The 16920-nt window shown below is 61.9% G+C and carries 11 protein-coding genes; all 11 read right to left on the bottom strand.

The window, feature by feature from the left end; genetic code table 11:
* Positions 1-288: 288 nt before the first annotated feature.
* The 11 genes from IAE77_RS05345 to IAE77_RS05295 all read right to left on the bottom strand — a co-directional run bounded on the left by IAE77_RS05345 (position 289) and on the right by IAE77_RS05295 (position 16909).
* On the bottom strand, positions 289-1302 hold the full coding sequence (locus IAE77_RS05345) for a tetratricopeptide repeat protein (protein ID WP_294222926.1): 1014 nt from the start codon (positions 1300-1302) through the stop codon (positions 289-291).
* Positions 1303-1329: 27 nt separating this feature from the next.
* The gene (locus tag IAE77_RS05340) at positions 1330-4998 is read right to left on the bottom strand and encodes a WG repeat-containing protein (protein WP_294222924.1); all 3669 of its coding nucleotides are present in this window, start codon (positions 4996-4998) and stop codon (positions 1330-1332) included.
* Between the two features lie 18 nt (positions 4999-5016).
* Positions 5017-6477, bottom strand: coding sequence for a LamG domain-containing protein (locus IAE77_RS05335; RefSeq protein WP_294222922.1), 1461 nt, complete (start codon positions 6475-6477; stop codon positions 5017-5019).
* Between the two features lie 42 nt (positions 6478-6519).
* Positions 6520-7161 (bottom strand): CAP domain-containing protein, encoded by a 642-nt coding sequence (locus tag IAE77_RS05330; RefSeq protein ID WP_294222920.1) that lies wholly within the window; start codon positions 7159-7161, stop codon positions 6520-6522.
* 38 nt (positions 7162-7199) lie between these two features.
* Positions 7200-8039 (bottom strand): hypothetical protein, encoded by an 840-nt coding sequence (locus tag IAE77_RS05325; RefSeq protein ID WP_294222918.1) that lies wholly within the window; start codon positions 8037-8039, stop codon positions 7200-7202.
* Positions 8040-8128: 89 nt separating this feature from the next.
* Positions 8129-10414, bottom strand: coding sequence for an NPCBM/NEW2 domain-containing protein (locus IAE77_RS05320; RefSeq protein WP_294222916.1), 2286 nt, complete (start codon positions 10412-10414; stop codon positions 8129-8131).
* A 17-nt stretch (positions 10415-10431) separates the two neighbouring features.
* Complete coding sequence (locus IAE77_RS05315; RefSeq protein WP_294222914.1) at positions 10432-11895, bottom strand: hypothetical protein; 1464 nt, start codon at positions 11893-11895, stop codon at positions 10432-10434.
* 20 nt (positions 11896-11915) lie between these two features.
* Positions 11916-13844 carry a hypothetical protein gene (locus IAE77_RS05310; protein ID WP_294222912.1) on the bottom strand — a complete coding sequence of 643 codons (1929 nt, stop codon included), beginning with the start codon at positions 13842-13844 and terminating at the stop codon, positions 11916-11918.
* A gap of 19 nt (positions 13845-13863) precedes the next feature.
* Entirely contained in the window at positions 13864-15057 is a 1194-nt protein-coding gene (locus IAE77_RS05305) for an RCC1 domain-containing protein (protein WP_294222910.1), read from the bottom strand.
* Between the two features lie 17 nt (positions 15058-15074).
* Positions 15075-16034 carry a hypothetical protein gene (locus tag IAE77_RS05300; protein WP_294222908.1) on the bottom strand — a complete coding sequence of 320 codons (960 nt, stop codon included), beginning with the start codon at positions 16032-16034 and terminating at the stop codon, positions 15075-15077.
* 20 nt (positions 16035-16054) lie between these two features.
* Positions 16055-16909 (bottom strand): hypothetical protein, encoded by an 855-nt coding sequence (locus tag IAE77_RS05295; RefSeq protein ID WP_294222906.1) that lies wholly within the window; start codon positions 16907-16909, stop codon positions 16055-16057.
* Positions 16910-16920: the final 11 nt, after the last annotated feature.

Raw genomic sequence — 16920 nt, 5'->3', positions numbered from 1 at the left:
TTCATCATGCCCTGGAGCTGCTTGCCCACGGGAACACGAAACTTGCCAAACCGGGACAGGAAGTCCTTGGCATCCCCGGCCTCAACACGGTCCCGGCTGAACTGGTAGCAAATGAGATCGTTCATGGCTCAATACTCCTCCGGCAGATAGATCGTGGTGCAGGACCTGTCGGCAGAGGTTTCCACATATACACGGTCATCACCCGTCACCTGATAGACGCTCAGCTTTGCCGGATCAATCCCGCCACGCGTCAGCAAATCGAGCGCCGCGCCCCGACCAAGGTCTGTGTTAAGGGGCCGATAATTTTTTTGCCAGCTCCCGGCTGGCGGGATCGAGCTTGGCGAGGGGGATGGTGAATTCTTTGCCGTCACGCTGGATGACGACGGAATCGCCGTCGAGGCGGACAAAGGCGGCCGCGACGGTGGCTCCGGCCGTGTTGGTCCAATGGTGGAGCTGGGGAACTGCTCCGGCAGGCTGGAGGATGACCTGGTCTTTCTCCACGCGGATGACCGCGCCAGAGAGGAGTGTGATGTAGCGCAAAGCCTCGTGGGCGCTGATGTGGTGCAGTTCGAGGCTGAGAGTGGCCTGACTGAAGGCTTTGGCGTCAACCGGCTTTCCTTGAGCATCATGGAAGGCATGGCGGATGCCCTTGCTGAATGGATCGGCGCTGGTGCTGGCCCGGGTGAAGAAATCCATCACCTCCGGCAGGCGGGCGGCGCTGAAGGTGAGCTTGGGCAGCCGCCAGGCAGCGAGATCCGGTGCTCCAGAGGCGATAGGGACTTCGGGCAGCGGTTTGCCTGCCTGGTCTTTGGGCGTGATGAGGATGCGGCCGTTTTCCCAGCGCCAGGCGAGACCGCAGAGTTCGACGCAGTAGCGGACGGTGTCTTCCAGCGGCACTTGCAGGAGATCGAGACTAATGGAGGCTTGTGATGAAGGAGCCGCCTGGATGATGTCCACGCCGATGCCTCGGGGATCAATGTCCCGTGATCTGACGCGGAGGAACTCGACAGCTTCGTCGAGAGTGGCACTTTGGAACTGGACTCGGGGATACACCCACTTTCCGGCCACTTGGGGGTTTGTGGAGGCGCTGAAGGCCGCGGGGGACATTTTTTGCAGGTGCTCCATGGCTCCGAAATGGCCGGGCTGGGCGCGGAGTGCGAGCTGGTAGCAAACTTCGGCCAGTTGGGTGTCGCCGCGTTTTTCCGCCGCTTCACCACGCGCAAAAAAGGCATCCGCCTGCTCCTGGAGGCTGGCGGCGTGGATGAGTGGTGTGAGGCAAAGGAGAGCAAAATGGCGTTTCATGGTCTGAAAAACAGATGAGCGGAGTTTTCAGGGGCGGTTCAGGCGGGCGAAGCCCCAGCGAGGCTGGTCCTCAATGACGATGAGGCCATGGCGCAGTTCGTCGTAGGTGCCTCGACGGTTCAGGCTGCCAAATCGGGCGATGCGGCGCTTGGCGTCATCTTTGAAGAGCCACTGGCCTTGGGCATTGACGAGACCACCGGTCGTTTTTTCCCACGTGACGGCGACTCCGGGAGCGACCCAGATGATGCGCTCCTGCGCGGGCGGGAGCAAAAGCTGGCCAGAGGGAGCAAGCAGCGCCTCGGCCCCCTCCTGGCTGCGGGCCACGGTGCCGCCGAGGGAGAAGGCATCCGGCTCTCCCTGGCGGGGAGGATCATTCCAGATGGTGGGGTTGAGTTTGCGCCCTGTGGCGTCACAGAAGGCCCAGCCCATGCCGTTTTCCTCCAGCACCCAGGCGGTGGTGGCGTCCTGCCAGATGAGACCTCGTGTTTTGGGGCCAAAACCAGGCTTCACGAGGCTGATTTGACCGTCAGCGGCTTCACGGAGGAGGAACTCGGCGGGCGGGCTGCTGGTGATGACGGGATCGATGAGCGGGAGTCCGTCGGCACCGATGATGACCCAGGTGGTGCCGCTCTGGACGGTGGCGACAGGGCGGCTGCGCGGGGTGCCGCGACGCTGTGGATCGCTGGACTGGCCTTTCCAAGCACCTTCGCCGCTGTGGATCCATTTTTGGAGGCGACGGTTGTAGTAGGAATGGGTGTCCTGCATGCGGCTGAGGCTTTCCCCCGTGCCGTCGATGGTCCAGGCGGTGAAATCACGCGCCTCAGTCCAGAGGGCCGCGAGGGCCAGTGTGCCATCCGGGGCGAGGTAGCCCCAGAATGAGGTATCCGCCCCCAGCGCGGCGGCGCGGCCATGATGAAAGTCGCGCACCTCCTGCCAGATGGCGGGGATGACGAGCTTGCCGTCGAGGTCGATGAAGCCCCACTTGCCATCTTTTTTCACCGCGGCGCGGCCTTCGCGGAAGTCGCGCACCTCCTGCCAGAAGGTGCCATCGCCGATGCGGCGGCCTGATGGGTCGATGAAGGTCCAGCCGTCTGGCGTGGGGAGGGCGGCGCGGTCCTCGGCAAAGCCCCAGCCCCAGGGCTCCTCGGCCCGGGTGTAGCCGAGCGGGCGGCCCTCACGAGTCATGAGCCGCCAGATTTCCGTGGTGGCCTTGGCGTCCTTCATCCAGATCATGCCAGCGGCGGCGCTGGTCCAGTTCCAGAGGAAGCTGCCTGCCTCTGGAAAGCGTGTGAGGGCACCGCTGCGTGGTTCGTAAATGGCTAGATTCACCACGCCGGTGCTTTCCTTCAGCCGGATGACGAGCCGGTCCGGGCCGTAGAAGTCCACATACTGTGTCTCGGCATGGTCGAGCTTCGCAGGCAGGGCGGGTTTGCCATCCGGCAGGAGCACGGTTTTGGCGTCTTTTTGATAGGCGATGATCCAGGGGGCGCGGAAGCGTGTGCCTTCGGTGCCGAGCTGCACGGTTTTGCCATCCGCAGCGAGGGAGACGTAGCTGACAAATGGCACTTTGATGTCATCCCACACTGGCTCGACCACGACCTCCCCCTGGCCGTTGGCGAGGCCGTAACGGTGCCCGACACGGATGAGCACCCAATCTTTGGAGAGCACACGGGCCTCGTCCCAGGCAGGCTCGGCGAGCACGCGGCCGGAGGCATCAATCAGGCCGTATTTCGGCGGCATGGCATAGGGCACGAGGTCCTCCAGCAGCTCGTGGCGTGGATTCATGCCGCTGAGCACGATGCTGCCACTGGGGGAGAGCAGGTCCGGGGCGCTTTGCAGGCGGTAGGGCATGCTCTTGATGTAGCGGTTCCAGTAGGGCGACTCTGGAGTGAAGGCGGACTTCACGGTCTTGGTGGTCCAACCGGGGGGCAACTGACCGTAAGCGGAGCCATAGCCGCGGCTCTGGCTGTATCGAGAAGATGCCGGCGGTGCGTTGTCGTAGCCCGGCGGCTTCGCCGAAGGCCGGGTTTCCTTGGAAAAGGGCGCGCTGAGCCTGCCGAGCGCATCCATGAGAGCGGCTCCGCGGTCATCCTCGACCACCGCCAGCCCGTCGGTGCCAAAGTGGGTGAGGCGGCCTTTTCCCTGCGTGCGGAAAAGCACGCGGCCATCTGGGTCCTGGAGGCTGAGGGAGCCATCCGGCCACTCCACTTTCAAAAGCGGGCCGCGGGGTGAGCCGACGACATGCACGGCATCTGCGCCCGTAAGGCTTGCGAGTTCCTTGCCCTGGAGGTCAAAGACGGTCCTTTTGCCATCGCTGCCACGCAAGCGCATGAAGCCGAGGTCCAGGGTGCGCTCCTGCCAGTCCAGCTCGTGATTCACCGGCGTAAGCGGCCCGTGCGGGGTGATGAGTCCCCAGTCCCGCGCGCCCTGCCGAACGGCACCGATGCCCTCCGGAGAGAAATTGATCATGCCATCCCACTGAGGCGGGAGCACGACCCGGCCTGAGCGGTCGATGAGGCCGCGTTTGCGGTCATGCGTGACGACCGCGTAGCCGAGAGCGTTGAAACGCCAGGCATCCTCCCACTCGGGTGGCACCACCTGCTTTCCAGTGGCATCGAGGTAGCCCCATTTGCCGTCTTTTTTCACCGGCACGAAGCCATGAATCAGCTCCTGCACCTCCTCATAGACCGGAGGTGCCACGATGCGACCGGCGGAGTCCACCAGGCCCTGCATGCCGTCTTTGCCATGCAGCACGGCGGACTGCCGGGCGCTGAAGCGATCGATGCTTTCGTGCTCGGGCTTTAAAACCCACGCGCCCTTGCGGTCAATGAGGCCCCAGTGACCACCGGAACGGGCGCGGGCCAGGCCCGTGGCGGCATCAAAGCGCTCCACAGCCTCAAAGTCCGGTTTCACCGTCCAAGTCCAGCCTTTGTCCGGCCAGTCCTCCACCGCTGGCCATGCCAGCAGCACACGACGCGGCCTTTCTTCGGACAGGCTGAGAAGGTCTGGCGCATCCATCAAAGCGAGTTTGGAGAGGTGTTTGACGCGCACAGGTGTGTTGCGCAGTGCAGGGATGTTTTGAGCGATCCAGCCGCCCAGCTCCTCTCTGCCCTGCCGTGCATGCACGGTCACGTCCAGGATCACGGAGGCGGTGCTGCGGGCCAGCTCCTCGGATTCCTTCCAAGTGTATTCAGCACGACTCACGCCGATGAAGCCGGGGCCGTAGGCGTAGGCATCCTCCACCTTCGCCAGTGCCTCCTCGGTGGTTTTGCCCTCGCGGATGAGGCGCTGGAAGTATTCGTTCTGAATGAGCTTGTTGACGATTTTCTGCTCGATTTTGACCGTCTTTCCAGCTTCCCGCGTGGCCAGGAATCCAGCGATGCCGCCGAGGGTGACCAGCGCGGCGCAGCCGAGGATGAGGATGTTTCGGCGCACTTGGGCTGGATCCAGTGGAGCGCGTGTTTTTTTGGGCTTCCGAGGTTTGGGGGACGGTGCGGTTTTTTTTGGCTTCGCAGGCTGTGGTGCCGCGGAAAAGTGCAGGGTCGGTTTTTTCGGCTGCGGCCTCGGTGCGGTGACAGGCAGCATCAAGCGGCCACCGCAGGTGGGGCAGTCGATCATGGCCGGCTGCGGTAGCGCGGCGACCTGCTCATCCGCCAGGGAGAGCAACTGGGCGCAGTGAGGGCATTGGAATTTCATGGCCGTGAGAGGTGAGGATCAGGAGTGAGGCGAGAGAAATGGAACCGCAGACTCCCACTGCGGAGGTGCATCCTCGGGAGAAAAGGAGGTCTGGTGGCGTCCAGTGAGGTCTTTCGAGGTGGCACCGCTGCCTTCATCAAAGCGCCAGCAGCCGACCAGCCCCGGCTCATCTCCTTTGACCTGGCTTTGATAACGCTCCAGAACCTCGTCCGCGCTGAGAGCACGCTTCCAGAGGCGGACTTCGTCGATGTCACCGATCGTGAACTCGTTCACTCCGGAGATGCCGCGTCCGATGTATAGAGGAGTCTCCGTCGTGGGCTGCACTTCGGCATTAAAGGCTACTTCTCCTGAGGGACGCCCATTCACATACAAGTGCGCCCGGCCTTCAGTCCTCCGGTAGCTGAATGCCACATGGCACCACTGCCAGAGGGGTGCCTGCCATTTGAAGGCGAGTCCGCCCCGCCAACCGGTGGTAAAAGTCACCGTGTCCCCATTCAGCTCAAAGTACCAACCAAAGCCATCGGTCGTGTCGGACTTGTCCAGGATGGGAAAAATTTTCCGGTCCAGCCGATGCACGCGAATCCATGCCTCGATGCTCAGCTCGTCCCGTGTCTCGATCTCGTGAAAATCCGCGTGGTCTTGCACCACCACCGCCTGGCGGCCTTCAAACCGGAGCGCGGAGACATTGGCTCCTTTGTCCGGCGCTTTCGGGAGCTGCATCCAGTGCAGAAACACCCGCCGCGGCCGCTCTCGCGTCGTGACGTGGCTCACATCCGGGGCGTGAAACACCTGCGGCAGGTTCGCATCGCTGTTTTGCATGACCCAGACGGTGCGGCCCTGCGCGGCGGGAAAGCGCTGCTCCAGAAAATTCACCAGCCGCTGCATCACGGGAGAAGTCCAGGGAGCGCGGTGCTCCGAGGGCGTCTCCACCGCCAGCATCCGGGCGGCGGTGGCACGCGCCAGCTCCTGCGCCTGCTCCCAGGTGAGCTCCTCACGGCTCAGGCCGATGAAGCCCGGCCCATGCGCCTCGATGCGCTCCACCCGGCGCAGTTGCTCCATCGTCGTGGCCCCGGAGGCGATGAGGTCGGTGAAAAACTTGTTTTTGAGGATCTCGTTCGTGATGTCCTGGTTCAGGTCCACGCGATTCCCGCTGAAGTGATGCACCAGCATGCCCGCCACACCGCCCAGCACCAGCATGGCCGCCGAGCCGAGGATGAGCACACGCCGGTTCGCCTGCTGAAAAAGCTCCAGCGCCACCTTCCGGCGCGTAATCACGGCGGCGGCAGGCTTCATCATCTCATCCGCAGGTGCCTCGACCGGCTTTTCCATCGCGGTCTCTTCAGCCGGTGGCGAATCCACCGGCAGCGGCACCGCACCACCACATTCGGGACACGGAAAGTCCACGCAGCCCGCCAATTCAGCGAGCACCTCCGGCGTGAGTTCGAGCGGCTGCGTGCAGTGAGGGCAGGCGAGGTTCATGGCAGAAGAACGGGACAAAAGGTTCGGCGTTTCTCGGTGCGGTCAAGGTGCGGGTGTTTGCGTCACGGTGGAGGCGAAGTTTTGCGTGGCGTAGAGCTGGAGCTTTGCGCTGCGGCAAAAATGGGCTCCGCAACCCAGAAAGGCGAACTTGGGATTGAGGATGTTGGCCCGATGGCCGGGGGAGTTCATCCACTGCTTCAAAAGCGCCTGCGCGGCATCGAGATAGGTCACGCCACGGGCCGTGCGCATGGCGATGTTTTCCGCGCGATGGCCTCCGGTGACACCTTGGGCGGCCATGCGCTGCCAGGGCGTGCGTTTCGCGGCATCCTTCGGGTTTTGATGAGAAAAGAAGCCCTTCAGCGCCATGTCCCGCGAGTGCTCAAAGGCGCTCAGCGTGAGCGCCCGCGAGGGCTGAAAAGGCGGCAGCCGGTGCCGGAGACGCTCGGTGTTTGTGGCAAAGAAAAGCGCGGCGTTGAGAAGAGCGTGGTCGATTTGATCCCGGTCCATCACCTGCTGCGCGGCTTGATGCTGGCTGAATGTGGCCGGCGTGAAGCGTGCATAGTCTTCCGCAGTCCACGCCGCGGAGGGAGAGCTGATTTGGGCGGGTGAGGCCTCCTGGCCCTGGGCGAGAGGCAGCCACAGAAGAAGGGAAAGCAGCGGCAAAAGGGAGACGATGTGTTTCATGGCGTGAGAGGCGAGAGGGTGAACAGCAGGGATCGGGCTCAGTTGGCGGCGAGCATGGGGCGGATGACATTTTTCACACGGAAGCTGACGGGGAAGGAAACGCGGTTCGCACGGATGTCCTCCAGCGGGATGCCGAGTGCCAGGCAGGCGGCGGGCGTGAGGTCGATGCCGGCGGGGATGCGATCTCCCGACTTGGGGGCGGAGGGGCCATTGTCGATGAGCTGCACGGTGATGGTGCGGCCGCGATAGGTGACCTCCACCTGGGTGAACCACGGCAGGCCCGCCAATTGAGCAAACGGAGAGCCCATGGTGGAGCGGCGTGCGAGGCTGACTGGCAAGGCACAGCCAAGGATGCCCGGATTCGCCCAGGTGCCGCGACCGCTGGCGCAGCGGCCGTTATCATTCGGGTCGATGACGCCGAGACTGGTGTCGTGGCCGAAAACGGTCGCCATCGTGCGCTGCACCGCGATGTCCATGCCATCGCGACAGGCACCAAGGAAGTTCCACTCCGCGCTACATGGCAGGCGGGGCCCTGAAAATGATGAATGACGAGTGACGAATGACGAAGGCGAAGCCGCTGCCATGATCTGCGGAGCTTTAGGCATTCGGAGTTCGGGCTTCGGGCATGTTTTCTCCGCCGCGATCTGTCCGCCCAACTGCCGCGCCTGGGCCACGCTCTGCGCGGAAAGGCGGGTGAAGGGCACGTGGAAGACACGGCCTTCTTTTTCGATCAGCACTGAGCAGGCTCCCACGCCGATGAAGCGTGCCTGGATGGTCTTTTGGTCGTTGGAGGTCCAGTTCAGCAGGTCACCGCTGTGTGCATTCACGGTGGTAAGGGAGAGAAAGGTGAGCAGCAGGGTGGTGAGGCGTGTTTTCATGGTCTTCACCCCCGCCAAGTGAAGTCCCGAAAAAGGGTTACAGACCTTTGTGAACTTTTTTCAGGCCGTGTCCGGCCGCGCTCGGCTCCTCACTGCCCGGTGGCCCGCTCGGCGAAGATGGAGTTATCCGTGCCGGTGATGCCTCTAAGGCGTCCATCTGACTGAAGAACCAGTCTCATTTCACGGCCTCCGTGAGGCCAGATGACGGCTCCGCGGTCGAGTTTCCAGGTGGTTTCCTTTTCATTGAGTTTTCCACCTGTTTCCGCCACCAGCTTTCCGCCAGGCTGGAAGTCGTAGGTGCCTTTGAGGCCGGAGGCGCTTTTCCAGGTCCAGCGGCCGAGCAGGTCTTTTTCAGTGAGCGGCTTTAGCTCCGGCGCGGGCTGGGTGCCGGGGAGGATTTCCTCGGGTTTGAGGTTTTTGACGATCTCCTGGTCCTCCACACGGAGGTTGGTGAGCGGCAGGCGGTGGACGAAGCCATCGCGCGCCTGAAGGAAGACGTTTTCGCCCTCGATGTCGCGAAAGGTGGCCTCGAGCTTGCGTCCCCGAGTATCGGTCCAGGTGCGATAGACGTCTTTTTCAGTGAGAGGCTTCTGCCCCGGTGCCGGTTGGGTGCCTGGCAGGCTTTCTGACAAGGTATCACCACCGGCGCTGAGCACCGGATTTCCCCAGTAAGCGTGGTCTGCGTTGTCAGAGCCCGCCGGATCGACGATGAGGGAGAGCACCCGTGCTCCGGCAGGCAGCGGCAGGGTGATGGAGATTTCCTTGTTCGGGTAGGTTTGCAGCAGCTTGGATTCAAAGACGACCTTCTCATCCACGCGGACGATGTATTTCCAATGTCCGTGACCGGCTGGCTTGCGACTGTCTGGGAAAGAGTTGGTGATGCCGTGGGCTTTGAACTGGGTGTAGCCCACCGGGATGGCAAAATCCAGCCGGCTGGGCGCGTGTGCCCACAGGTAGCCGGTGCAGAGCTTGCCGCCGACGCAGAGATCCCGCCGCACGAGGCCGCTGGAGTGCTGATTGATGGTGTGATAGCGATCATAACTGAGCTTTGCCCGCAGCGGTGCCAGCTCGCCGAGGAAGAGATCGCGTGGCGTCTTCGCCGTGGGTTTTACTTCGGGCGCGGCGGCGCTGACTTTCCACTCGTGGATGCCAGCGCTGCGCACTGCCGCGCACTGCACCATGAGTCGCAGCGCCGTGGTGCGCACCGTGGGAAAGCGGATGGTGGTCCACCCGTCCAGCCGTGCGGCGGGGAATTCAGCCTCCACCGGAGCCCAGGCACCGGACTCCTGCCGGTAAAGCAGCCGCCACCAGTGCGGCAGTGATCCCCACAGGCCGGTCTGAGTCTCATCCGCGAAGAAGATCTCCGCTGCATTCACGAACTGCGGCGTCTCCCACTCATACTGCGCCCATTCCAAGGCGCTACGATTCGGCCAGGTGCTCAGCGCGGGCACGGAGAAGTCGTTCGACTTCATGCTGCGCGGCCATTTGCCATCGCTGACGGTCAGAATGCCGGAGTCGAAAGAACTGCTCTTTTTTGCGATGGCGGCCAGGTCCGCGCCCGCAGGCTGCGGTGCATCCCGGCGCTGCTCCGGCTCCAGCAGCAGGCAATCAAAGCCGAACGAGGCGGCAGACGCGGCATCTCCCTCCACCTTCACCCGCTGGATGACCAGCTCGTGATCGCCTGCGGCCAAATCCATAACGCCCCAGTCGAGGATGTCCGTGGTGGTCGGCGGCCACACATTCAGGTCAAAGGGCGAGCCGGGCACCTCGCGTCCATCGAGCGTGATGGAGACGCTGCGGTAAGTCCGGCCTGTGGCCAAAATGGCCCGCACACGCTGGCGGGCCGTTTCCTTCACCGGTAATGCGAGCACCACCTCGTCTCCCACCTTCATGTCAGAGGCCAGGAAGACCTTTCCGTCACTGATCACGGCTGATTTAGCGGGGACAACCTCCGCCGCCGATTTCACCCCGGAAGATGAGCGGACGACCCGCAGCGTCTCTGCCTCGATGCGCTCCACGGTGCGGCGCGGAGGCGGTCCAGCCCCTGGCCCGAGCAGGAAATACCCCGCGACACCTGCGGCGAGCACGGCGAGCACGGGCTTCCAAGGAAGTGCACGGCCTTTCTTCGCGATTTGCGGTGCCTTCACCGCCGCGGGCGGCGTCATCTGCACGGTCACAGCCACCTGCGGCAAATGCTCTGCGAAGGGCGAGGCATGCACCGGCATCCACTCCGCGCCGCCTTCCGGCATGAGCATGTATTTCCGGCTCACCTGGCCCTGCTGGACCAAGATGGCGAGTTCCTCTGTCGAGACGGGACCAAAGGTCTGCTGGCGATCAGAGTAGAACCAAGAGGAGGCGTCGAGTGGTGTGTTCATGGTGTGACAAGGTGGAGTTAGGGCGCAACCTCCAGCGTGACGGTATTTTCCGGCCTCAGGATGGTGCTCCACGAGATGAAGTCGTAGAGGCCGATGTTCATCGGGATGGAGTAGGTGCCCGGTTTCGGCGGCGCATAGCCCGTGAGGTCAAAAGTGATCTCTCCCGCCCCCACGACGGCTTGATAGCCAGGCCGTGAACCCGTGTCGAAGTGTCGAGTCATGCTGTAGTCTTTGTTCAGCTCGGCGAGGAGTTCTGGCGGCAGGATATTGGCCTTCTCGACATCCAGATTCGCCGCGAGCTTTGTGGATGAAGGTGTCTTGTAACGGACGGTGAGGTCCAGTTTGAACTTCTGCCCCGCTTTGGCCTGGATGCGGATGTCCTTCGACGGCAAGAGCACGGCAGGAGCCTTCACGGCGGTGAGTTCGATCTCGTAGGCGCTCAGGTCGCGCTTCCACTCGAAGTCCACGGGCAGCGAGGTGACGTAGAGCAGCTTTCGCGTGCTGGAATCCGTCATCTTCACGCGGATGACGTCCACTTTGTCGTCATTGCGCAGGCTGAATCCCAAGTCCTGGCTGCCTTGTCCTGTCGGTGCAGGTGGAGTGGTTCGATACAAGTAGCTGGTGATGATGTTGCCCTTCCGTCCTTCGATGGAGATGTTCACCGCATTCGCCCCCGGATTGTTGTAATCGACCTTTGCGGTCACAAATTCGCCTGTTTTGAAGACATGCGGCGAAGGCGGGTTGGTGGACACAATCTTGACCCAGGCTCGTTTGTCCTCCGGCAGCGCGTGCCATTGAAAAAGCGCGGGGCGTGCCCTCTCCGGTGTGGTGGCACGGGCGAGGTCCGGGCTGTCGAGCAGCGTGGGCAGATCCTCATCACGGACCCAGGAGGTGAGGCCGTGCAGATCCGGGAAGAGCTGCGTCAGCCGCTCCAGCCTCGGCGGGCGGAGGTCGTTGCCCTGCGGCTCGATGGGTAGCACCTCGGCCCCTGCCCGGCGGGCAAGATCCTGCGCCTGCGTCCACGTCAGCTTCTCACGGCTCACACCGACAAAGTCTTCGCCATCCGCCTGGATCGCCGCCATTTCCTCCAAAGCCTGCCGCGTGGCCTTGCCCGTGGTGATGAGGTTTTGGAAGAACTGGTTGTTGATGATCTGGCGGACGTTCTGCGTGGTGTTGAAAACATTCCCACCTCGCAGCGCCAAAAAGGCCCCCACACCGCCGAGCACCAGCAGCGCCGCGATGCCCAGCCAGCGCAGATTCCGCTGCATGCCGAGCTGAGCCTTCACTGCCGCTCCTGCCACCTGGCTCGTGCCGGGCGACATCCTCGCCTGCGGCGTCGCAGGCCGCGCCGGAGCCAAAACCGGCACAGCGATGGCCCCGCCGCATTCAGGGCACTCAAAATGCGGCTGGCCTTGCAGCGCAGCGTGAGTCTCCGCATCGAGTTCGAGCGGCTGGGAGCAGTGCGGGCAGGTGAGTTTCATGAGGGGAGAACGGTAGAGCTTTATTCATTGTTGAGGCGGAAGACCCGAATGTCGCCAATAAGCGATGAAGAGTAAAACTGCTGAAACCCGAGGTAGAACGGGGCTTCTGGGGCCTTGGGATCATCACTCCCGGACGCCGGGGGGCGCTCGGCCTCCAGTAGAAACCTGCCGTTCAAAAAGATGCGCACATGTTTCGACGAAAACTCCACCCGCACACGATAGGGGCGGCCTTGAAGCGGTGCGTATCGCGCAGTGGCGGCGAGCGAGGTTGCCCAGGCATAATAGCCGAAATGCTTCTTCCAGTATTCCTGCTGTTGCAGTGGCAAACTCGATTTTCCAGGATTCGCCCCATGGCGAATGCGGTATGCACCTTGACCATCTGGCAGGGCAACCTGCCAAATTTCTTTCGTGTCCGTTACCTGAGATGGCGGCGCATCAGCAAAGGCGAAAAGAAGCGTGAGGTTGAGGGGCGCTGGGGAATCGAGCACATGCGTGAACTCCACTGCAACTGGCCCGTGAAAGGGGTTAGTGAGGAATGCACTAGGCCAACCATTGCTGTGATAGGCAGACAGGCGCAGCGTGCCGTCCTCGACACGAACATGCTCGGGCTGATGGACGCTCCATCGACCACCCAAGGCTCCGTCAGGCTCAGAAAAGTGGAATAGCTCCTCACTTTGGGAACTCGGACGTAGCGTCTCAGCTGGCAGGAGTTCGGGCTGCTGGCTCTGATCAGCTTCCGATGACCAAAGCTTCACGTTTCGATAGACAACCGACTTGCTGCCAGAGAGGCCCAACCATCCGGGCTTTATGGCATCCGTCTCTGTGGGTAGCTCTGCGGTACAAACCAGCGTGCCCCGGATTCTCACGGCGAGCTGCTTTCCGAGCACATCGGTCTGCACCGCCGTCCAATCTTCCTGTGCCAGTGGAGCAAGCAGCCGGTGTCTGCCCAATTCACGCTCCCCCAAGTGGATGACCAACTCTTTCTGCCCTAGTGTGAGGGTAGTCCCAAGCAAGAGGCTGTTTCCAAGCCCTGCTCCATGCAAAACCCAGACGGCATTGCCTTGTGGGGGAATCCTCACCTCAAACTGGGCGCGGCAAGAATCCCCCAATGCAGCCAGCGGCCAAACCATGCCAGGGTGATGCGCCAGCGTAAACTCGAGGCCCAGCCTCCTGCTGATCGAGGGTGGCCTACTGTATTGTCCTTCCACTAAATGCGTCCGCCGCAGAGATTCCGTTTCCGCAAAGGACTCCTCAAAAACCATCGGCCCGGGATTAAACCAATGAAGCACGGCTTGTCTGGCTTGATCCGTTCCAAGTGCAGTCTTGATGGCTCCAGACTCAAGTGTGGCTGGCTTGCTCTTACTGAAGACCCAACCTGAAATCCCGGTCTGGTCAGGCAAGGCATTCGAGAACCAGCGAAGGAACTCATCTACTTTGCCATTCGACACGAACTCGATGGACAGCAATGACGCTCCTGTGCGCCGGGCCAAATCCTGCGCATGCTCCCAGCTCAGTGACTCCTTGCTCACGCCGATGAAGCCATCTCCATAGGGCCGAATCTCCGCGATGGCCTGCAAGTCCTCCATCGTCGTTGCTCCGCTGGCGATGAGCTGGGTGAAGTAGCTGTTGTGGATGATGTTGTTGGTCGTGTTCTGGAAGATGTTCGTGATGCTCCCGATATTCCGGGCGGCGAGGAAGGCGGCGATGCCTCCGAGCACGACCAGGGCCACAACGCCGAGCACAAGCAGGTTCCGGTTCATGCCGCGCTGTGTCTGCATGGCGGCTTTGCCAGCTTGTGCGGCCGAGCGGCGAGGCATCGGACGCTGATCCGGCAAAGCGATGAGTCCCTGGCACGACGGGCACTCGAAATGCGGCTGGCCTTGCAGCGAGGCGAGCACCTCGGGCGTGAGTTCGAGTGTCTGGGAGCAGTGTGGGCAGGCGAGTTTCATGGCCGTGGGGAGTGTGAGTTTAGCGGTCTTCCTTGACCCGCAGGACGGCGATGGCCTCAAAACCGCCGCCGAGGGCGGGGGCGGTGCCGATGGTGCGTTGCAGGTCGTCGCTGAAGGCGGGCTTGCGTCCATAGAGCCGCCATTTGCCCTGTTTGTCCTGCACGGCCATCGCCGCGCCGTCGTAGCTGTGATAGCAAAAGCTCACGATGCGTCCGGCACCGGGGATGCGGTCGTCCAGGCTGTTCCAGTCCTTCGTGCCGTTCCCCCAAAAGAACACGCGCCCGGACCCGAGCACAGCGGCGCAGGTGTCCCCTTCGGTGGCGACGTGGAGGGCCTTGTCCTTGCCGGCGTCGAGCAGGGCGGCGAGGGCTTTGGGCAGGTCGCGGCAGCCGTTGTTGTCTTTTCCCCACACATGGACGCGACCTTCGACGGTGATGGCGAGGCTGACATCCGTCCCGGCGGCCATATCGGTGATGGTGGCGGACTCGACCGCGGGCGGGAGTTTGAAAACGGGCTCCTGGCCGAGATAGACGAGGCGTCCGCCATCGGTGAGCGCCAGGGCGTTGATCCTGCCGCTGGCGCTGATTTTCACCACTTTCATGCCCTGAAGGGAGGCGGTGGCGGCCTCGATGCGGAGCTTCCGGTTAAACGGTGCCTCCCAGGCATCGACGGTACCGTCTTCATAGAGGAACCAGTCCTCGCCGCCCTTGGCGATGACTTGGCGGAGCTTTTTCCCTGCACCGAGCATCTCGGCGGGAGCTGGGGTGAGGTTGGAAAACTCGTAACCCCAGGGGATGGCGGTGCCGTCTGACAGCAGGGCGATGCCATGATGCTCATGGACGGAGAGATCGATGACATTCGCGGCACTGGCGAGGGCCTCCGGCAGGGTACCGAGCGCCCTGGGAGTGAGCGGAGCCTTTTTCCCGAAGCGTGGCACGATCTCGAGACGGCTCTGGGCCTGCGGGTTGGCCGTCGCGGGTGCTTTTTGAGCCAGCGCACGAGCCTGGGCCTGACTTTCCGGGGAAAGCCGGGCGAGCGGCACAGCGGTGGGTGCGCCATTGATGACGAGCGTCACACTGTCGCCAGTGAGTTCTTTGAAGGTGGCCTGGATCCCCCGTCCATCGCTGGAGGTCCAGGTTTGGGTTTCGGTGGTTTGCGCCAGCACTAGGGTGGCGGCGGTGAGGAGGATGGGGAGTATTGGATATAATTTCATGGAGTGTAAGAAGGGAGTTATGGCTTGGCCCAGTGGTTGAGAATCGTTTCCGCCTGGAGCTGCATGATCTCAGGGTTTGAGCCGCTGCGGAGTGCATGGATGATCACGGTGGCGTCCCGCAGCTTGTCCCGCTGCTTCTGGGCGAATGAACCCAGTTCTGCGGTAGTCTTCTTTCCTTGAATGACCTCGTCGGTGAGAGCGATTGCTTCCGGGGATTTGAGTCGCGCCCGCAATGTTGGGAGCATTTGCCTATTGAACCCATCAAACCATTTCTCCGTGTTTGTCCAGGCGGCAGCGTTTGCCAGGACTTGCATGTCGGCGCTGAGTTGAGCTCGCGCCTTTTTGAGCTGATCGGGCAACGCAGCAAAGTCATGGATGGCCGGGCGGTCTGCCGCCTTGACAGCCACGGAGCCGACATACTGAAGCTCTCTGCGGATGTAATCACGCACCGTCTGCTCGGCTGTGACGGCGAGCACGGCGTTGACTTCTGCCACATAGGCACGCACCCGGCCCCGGGCGTCTTCAAGGAGCCAGAGAGGATCACGGTCAGTTATTTTCTTTGGCTCAAGGGACTGCAATAAGGGAGTCAGCGCTTCAATGACTGTCCTACGTCCCACTTCACTTAGGCTCTTCATCAAGGTGGTGACGATACCGCTCTCCGTGCTGTCCGAGGCGGGTGTCAGCAGGGACTCGTCAGAGGTGACCAGCAAACGAACGTCGATCTTCGATTCATAAGCGCTGGTTTTGTCGGCCTTGAAGCCATCGCCTCCAATGAGGTATTTTAGGCCACAATAGGTTTTCACCGTCTTCTTTCCGCTGCCAGCAGCTGGGATTTCCACTTGGACAGCCTTTGGAAACATGATGTCCCAGTTGGAAGGAAATTGCGCAAGCACCGTCGGGTCAAAAGCTGGCGGCGGTTGTTGCGCCTGCGCGAAGGTGGCGGTGGCGAGGAGGATGGAAAAAAGGCATGTGTTCATGGCGGCACAATGTGAAAGCTTCATCGCGTGATTTGGATGCCTGGAAGGGCGGACTGGAGGTCTGCCACGCCGGCATCGGAGACCGTGGTCTGTTTCAAGTTCAGTTTTTTGAGCTGCTTCAAGCCCTTTAATCCCCTGATTCCGGTGTCGGTGATCTTGCTATTGCTGAGGTTGAGAGTTTCAAGTGCTTGCAACCTGGCGAGATGAGGGATGCAGGCATCCGTCAACGGGGTGCTGCCCAGATAAAGCTGTTTCAGATGCGTCAACGCGGACATGAAGGCGAGATCGGCGTCTGCCACCTTGGGGTTGTGCATCAGATCGAGTGTTTCGAGCTGCTTCAAAGCTGACAGGTGAGCCAGATTCTGGCCCTCTAATTTGTAGAGGTTGGAGAGGTTCAGGCTGCGCAGGTTCGGGAGGGCTGCCAGCGAACCTAGGTTTGCACCAGTCATGGTGTCGATGCCACTGTAGCCCGCATTCAGGGACGTGAGGCTCTTCATTTGGGACAGGTGCTCAAAGCATTGGTCGGTGAGTTTGTGAGCGCCCCAGAGCATGATGCGCTCCAGGCCCTGGACCTTCGCCAGACTGGCGATGCCTTGGTCTGTGAAAGCCGGGTAGCCGTTGATGTGAAACTCTTCGATCTGTCCCAAATCGGCTACGCGTGACATCGCGCTGTCATCGAGCTTTGACATGTTTTCCTTTGAACCGCCGAAGCTAACATGACGGATGGGCTTTGGATTGGTTTGAGATTTGTCGTCTAACCGCACCACGCCGCCGATGCTTTTGACGAAGGCGATGGCTTCTTCTTGTCGTTGAGCGCTTCGGTCACAACTGGGGACCGAGATGGCGAAGGCGAGGAGGATGAGACGGGTGTTCATGGGGATGAGGT

It is taken from the genome of Prosthecobacter sp., from assembly GCF_014879935.1.
Taxonomy (GTDB): Bacteria; Verrucomicrobiota; Verrucomicrobiia; order Verrucomicrobiales; family Verrucomicrobiaceae; genus Prosthecobacter.
The sequence above is the reverse complement of the archived record's forward strand: the minus strand, read 5'-3'. Positions and strand labels throughout refer to the sequence as shown.

Excerpts from the sequence above, each read along its gene's own strand:
- IAE77_RS05345 (WP_294222926.1), bottom strand. The coding sequence starts at position 1,302 with ATGAAACGCCATTTTGCTCTCCTTTGCCTCACACCACTCATCCACGCC.
- IAE77_RS05340 (WP_294222924.1), bottom strand. The coding sequence starts at position 4,998 with ATGAAATTCCAATGCCCTCACTGCGCCCAGTTGCTCTCCCTGGCGGAT.
- IAE77_RS05335 (WP_294222922.1), bottom strand. The coding sequence starts at position 6,477 with ATGAACCTCGCCTGCCCTCACTGCACGCAGCCGCTCGAACTCACGCCG.
- IAE77_RS05330 (WP_294222920.1), bottom strand. The coding sequence starts at position 7,161 with ATGAAACACATCGTCTCCCTTTTGCCGCTGCTTTCCCTTCTTCTGTGG.
- IAE77_RS05325 (WP_294222918.1), bottom strand. The coding sequence starts at position 8,039 with ATGAAAACACGCCTCACCACCCTGCTGCTCACCTTTCTCTCCCTTACC.
- IAE77_RS05320 (WP_294222916.1), bottom strand. The coding sequence starts at position 10,414 with ATGAACACACCACTCGACGCCTCCTCTTGGTTCTACTCTGATCGCCAG.
- IAE77_RS05315 (WP_294222914.1), bottom strand. The coding sequence starts at position 11,895 with ATGAAACTCACCTGCCCGCACTGCTCCCAGCCGCTCGAACTCGATGCG.
- IAE77_RS05310 (WP_294222912.1), bottom strand. The coding sequence starts at position 13,844 with ATGAAACTCGCCTGCCCACACTGCTCCCAGACACTCGAACTCACGCCC.
- IAE77_RS05305 (WP_294222910.1), bottom strand. The coding sequence starts at position 15,057 with ATGAAATTATATCCAATACTCCCCATCCTCCTCACCGCCGCCACCCTA.
- IAE77_RS05300 (WP_294222908.1), bottom strand. The coding sequence starts at position 16,034 with ATGAACACATGCCTTTTTTCCATCCTCCTCGCCACCGCCACCTTCGCG.
- IAE77_RS05295 (WP_294222906.1), bottom strand. The coding sequence starts at position 16,909 with ATGAACACCCGTCTCATCCTCCTCGCCTTCGCCATCTCGGTCCCCAGT.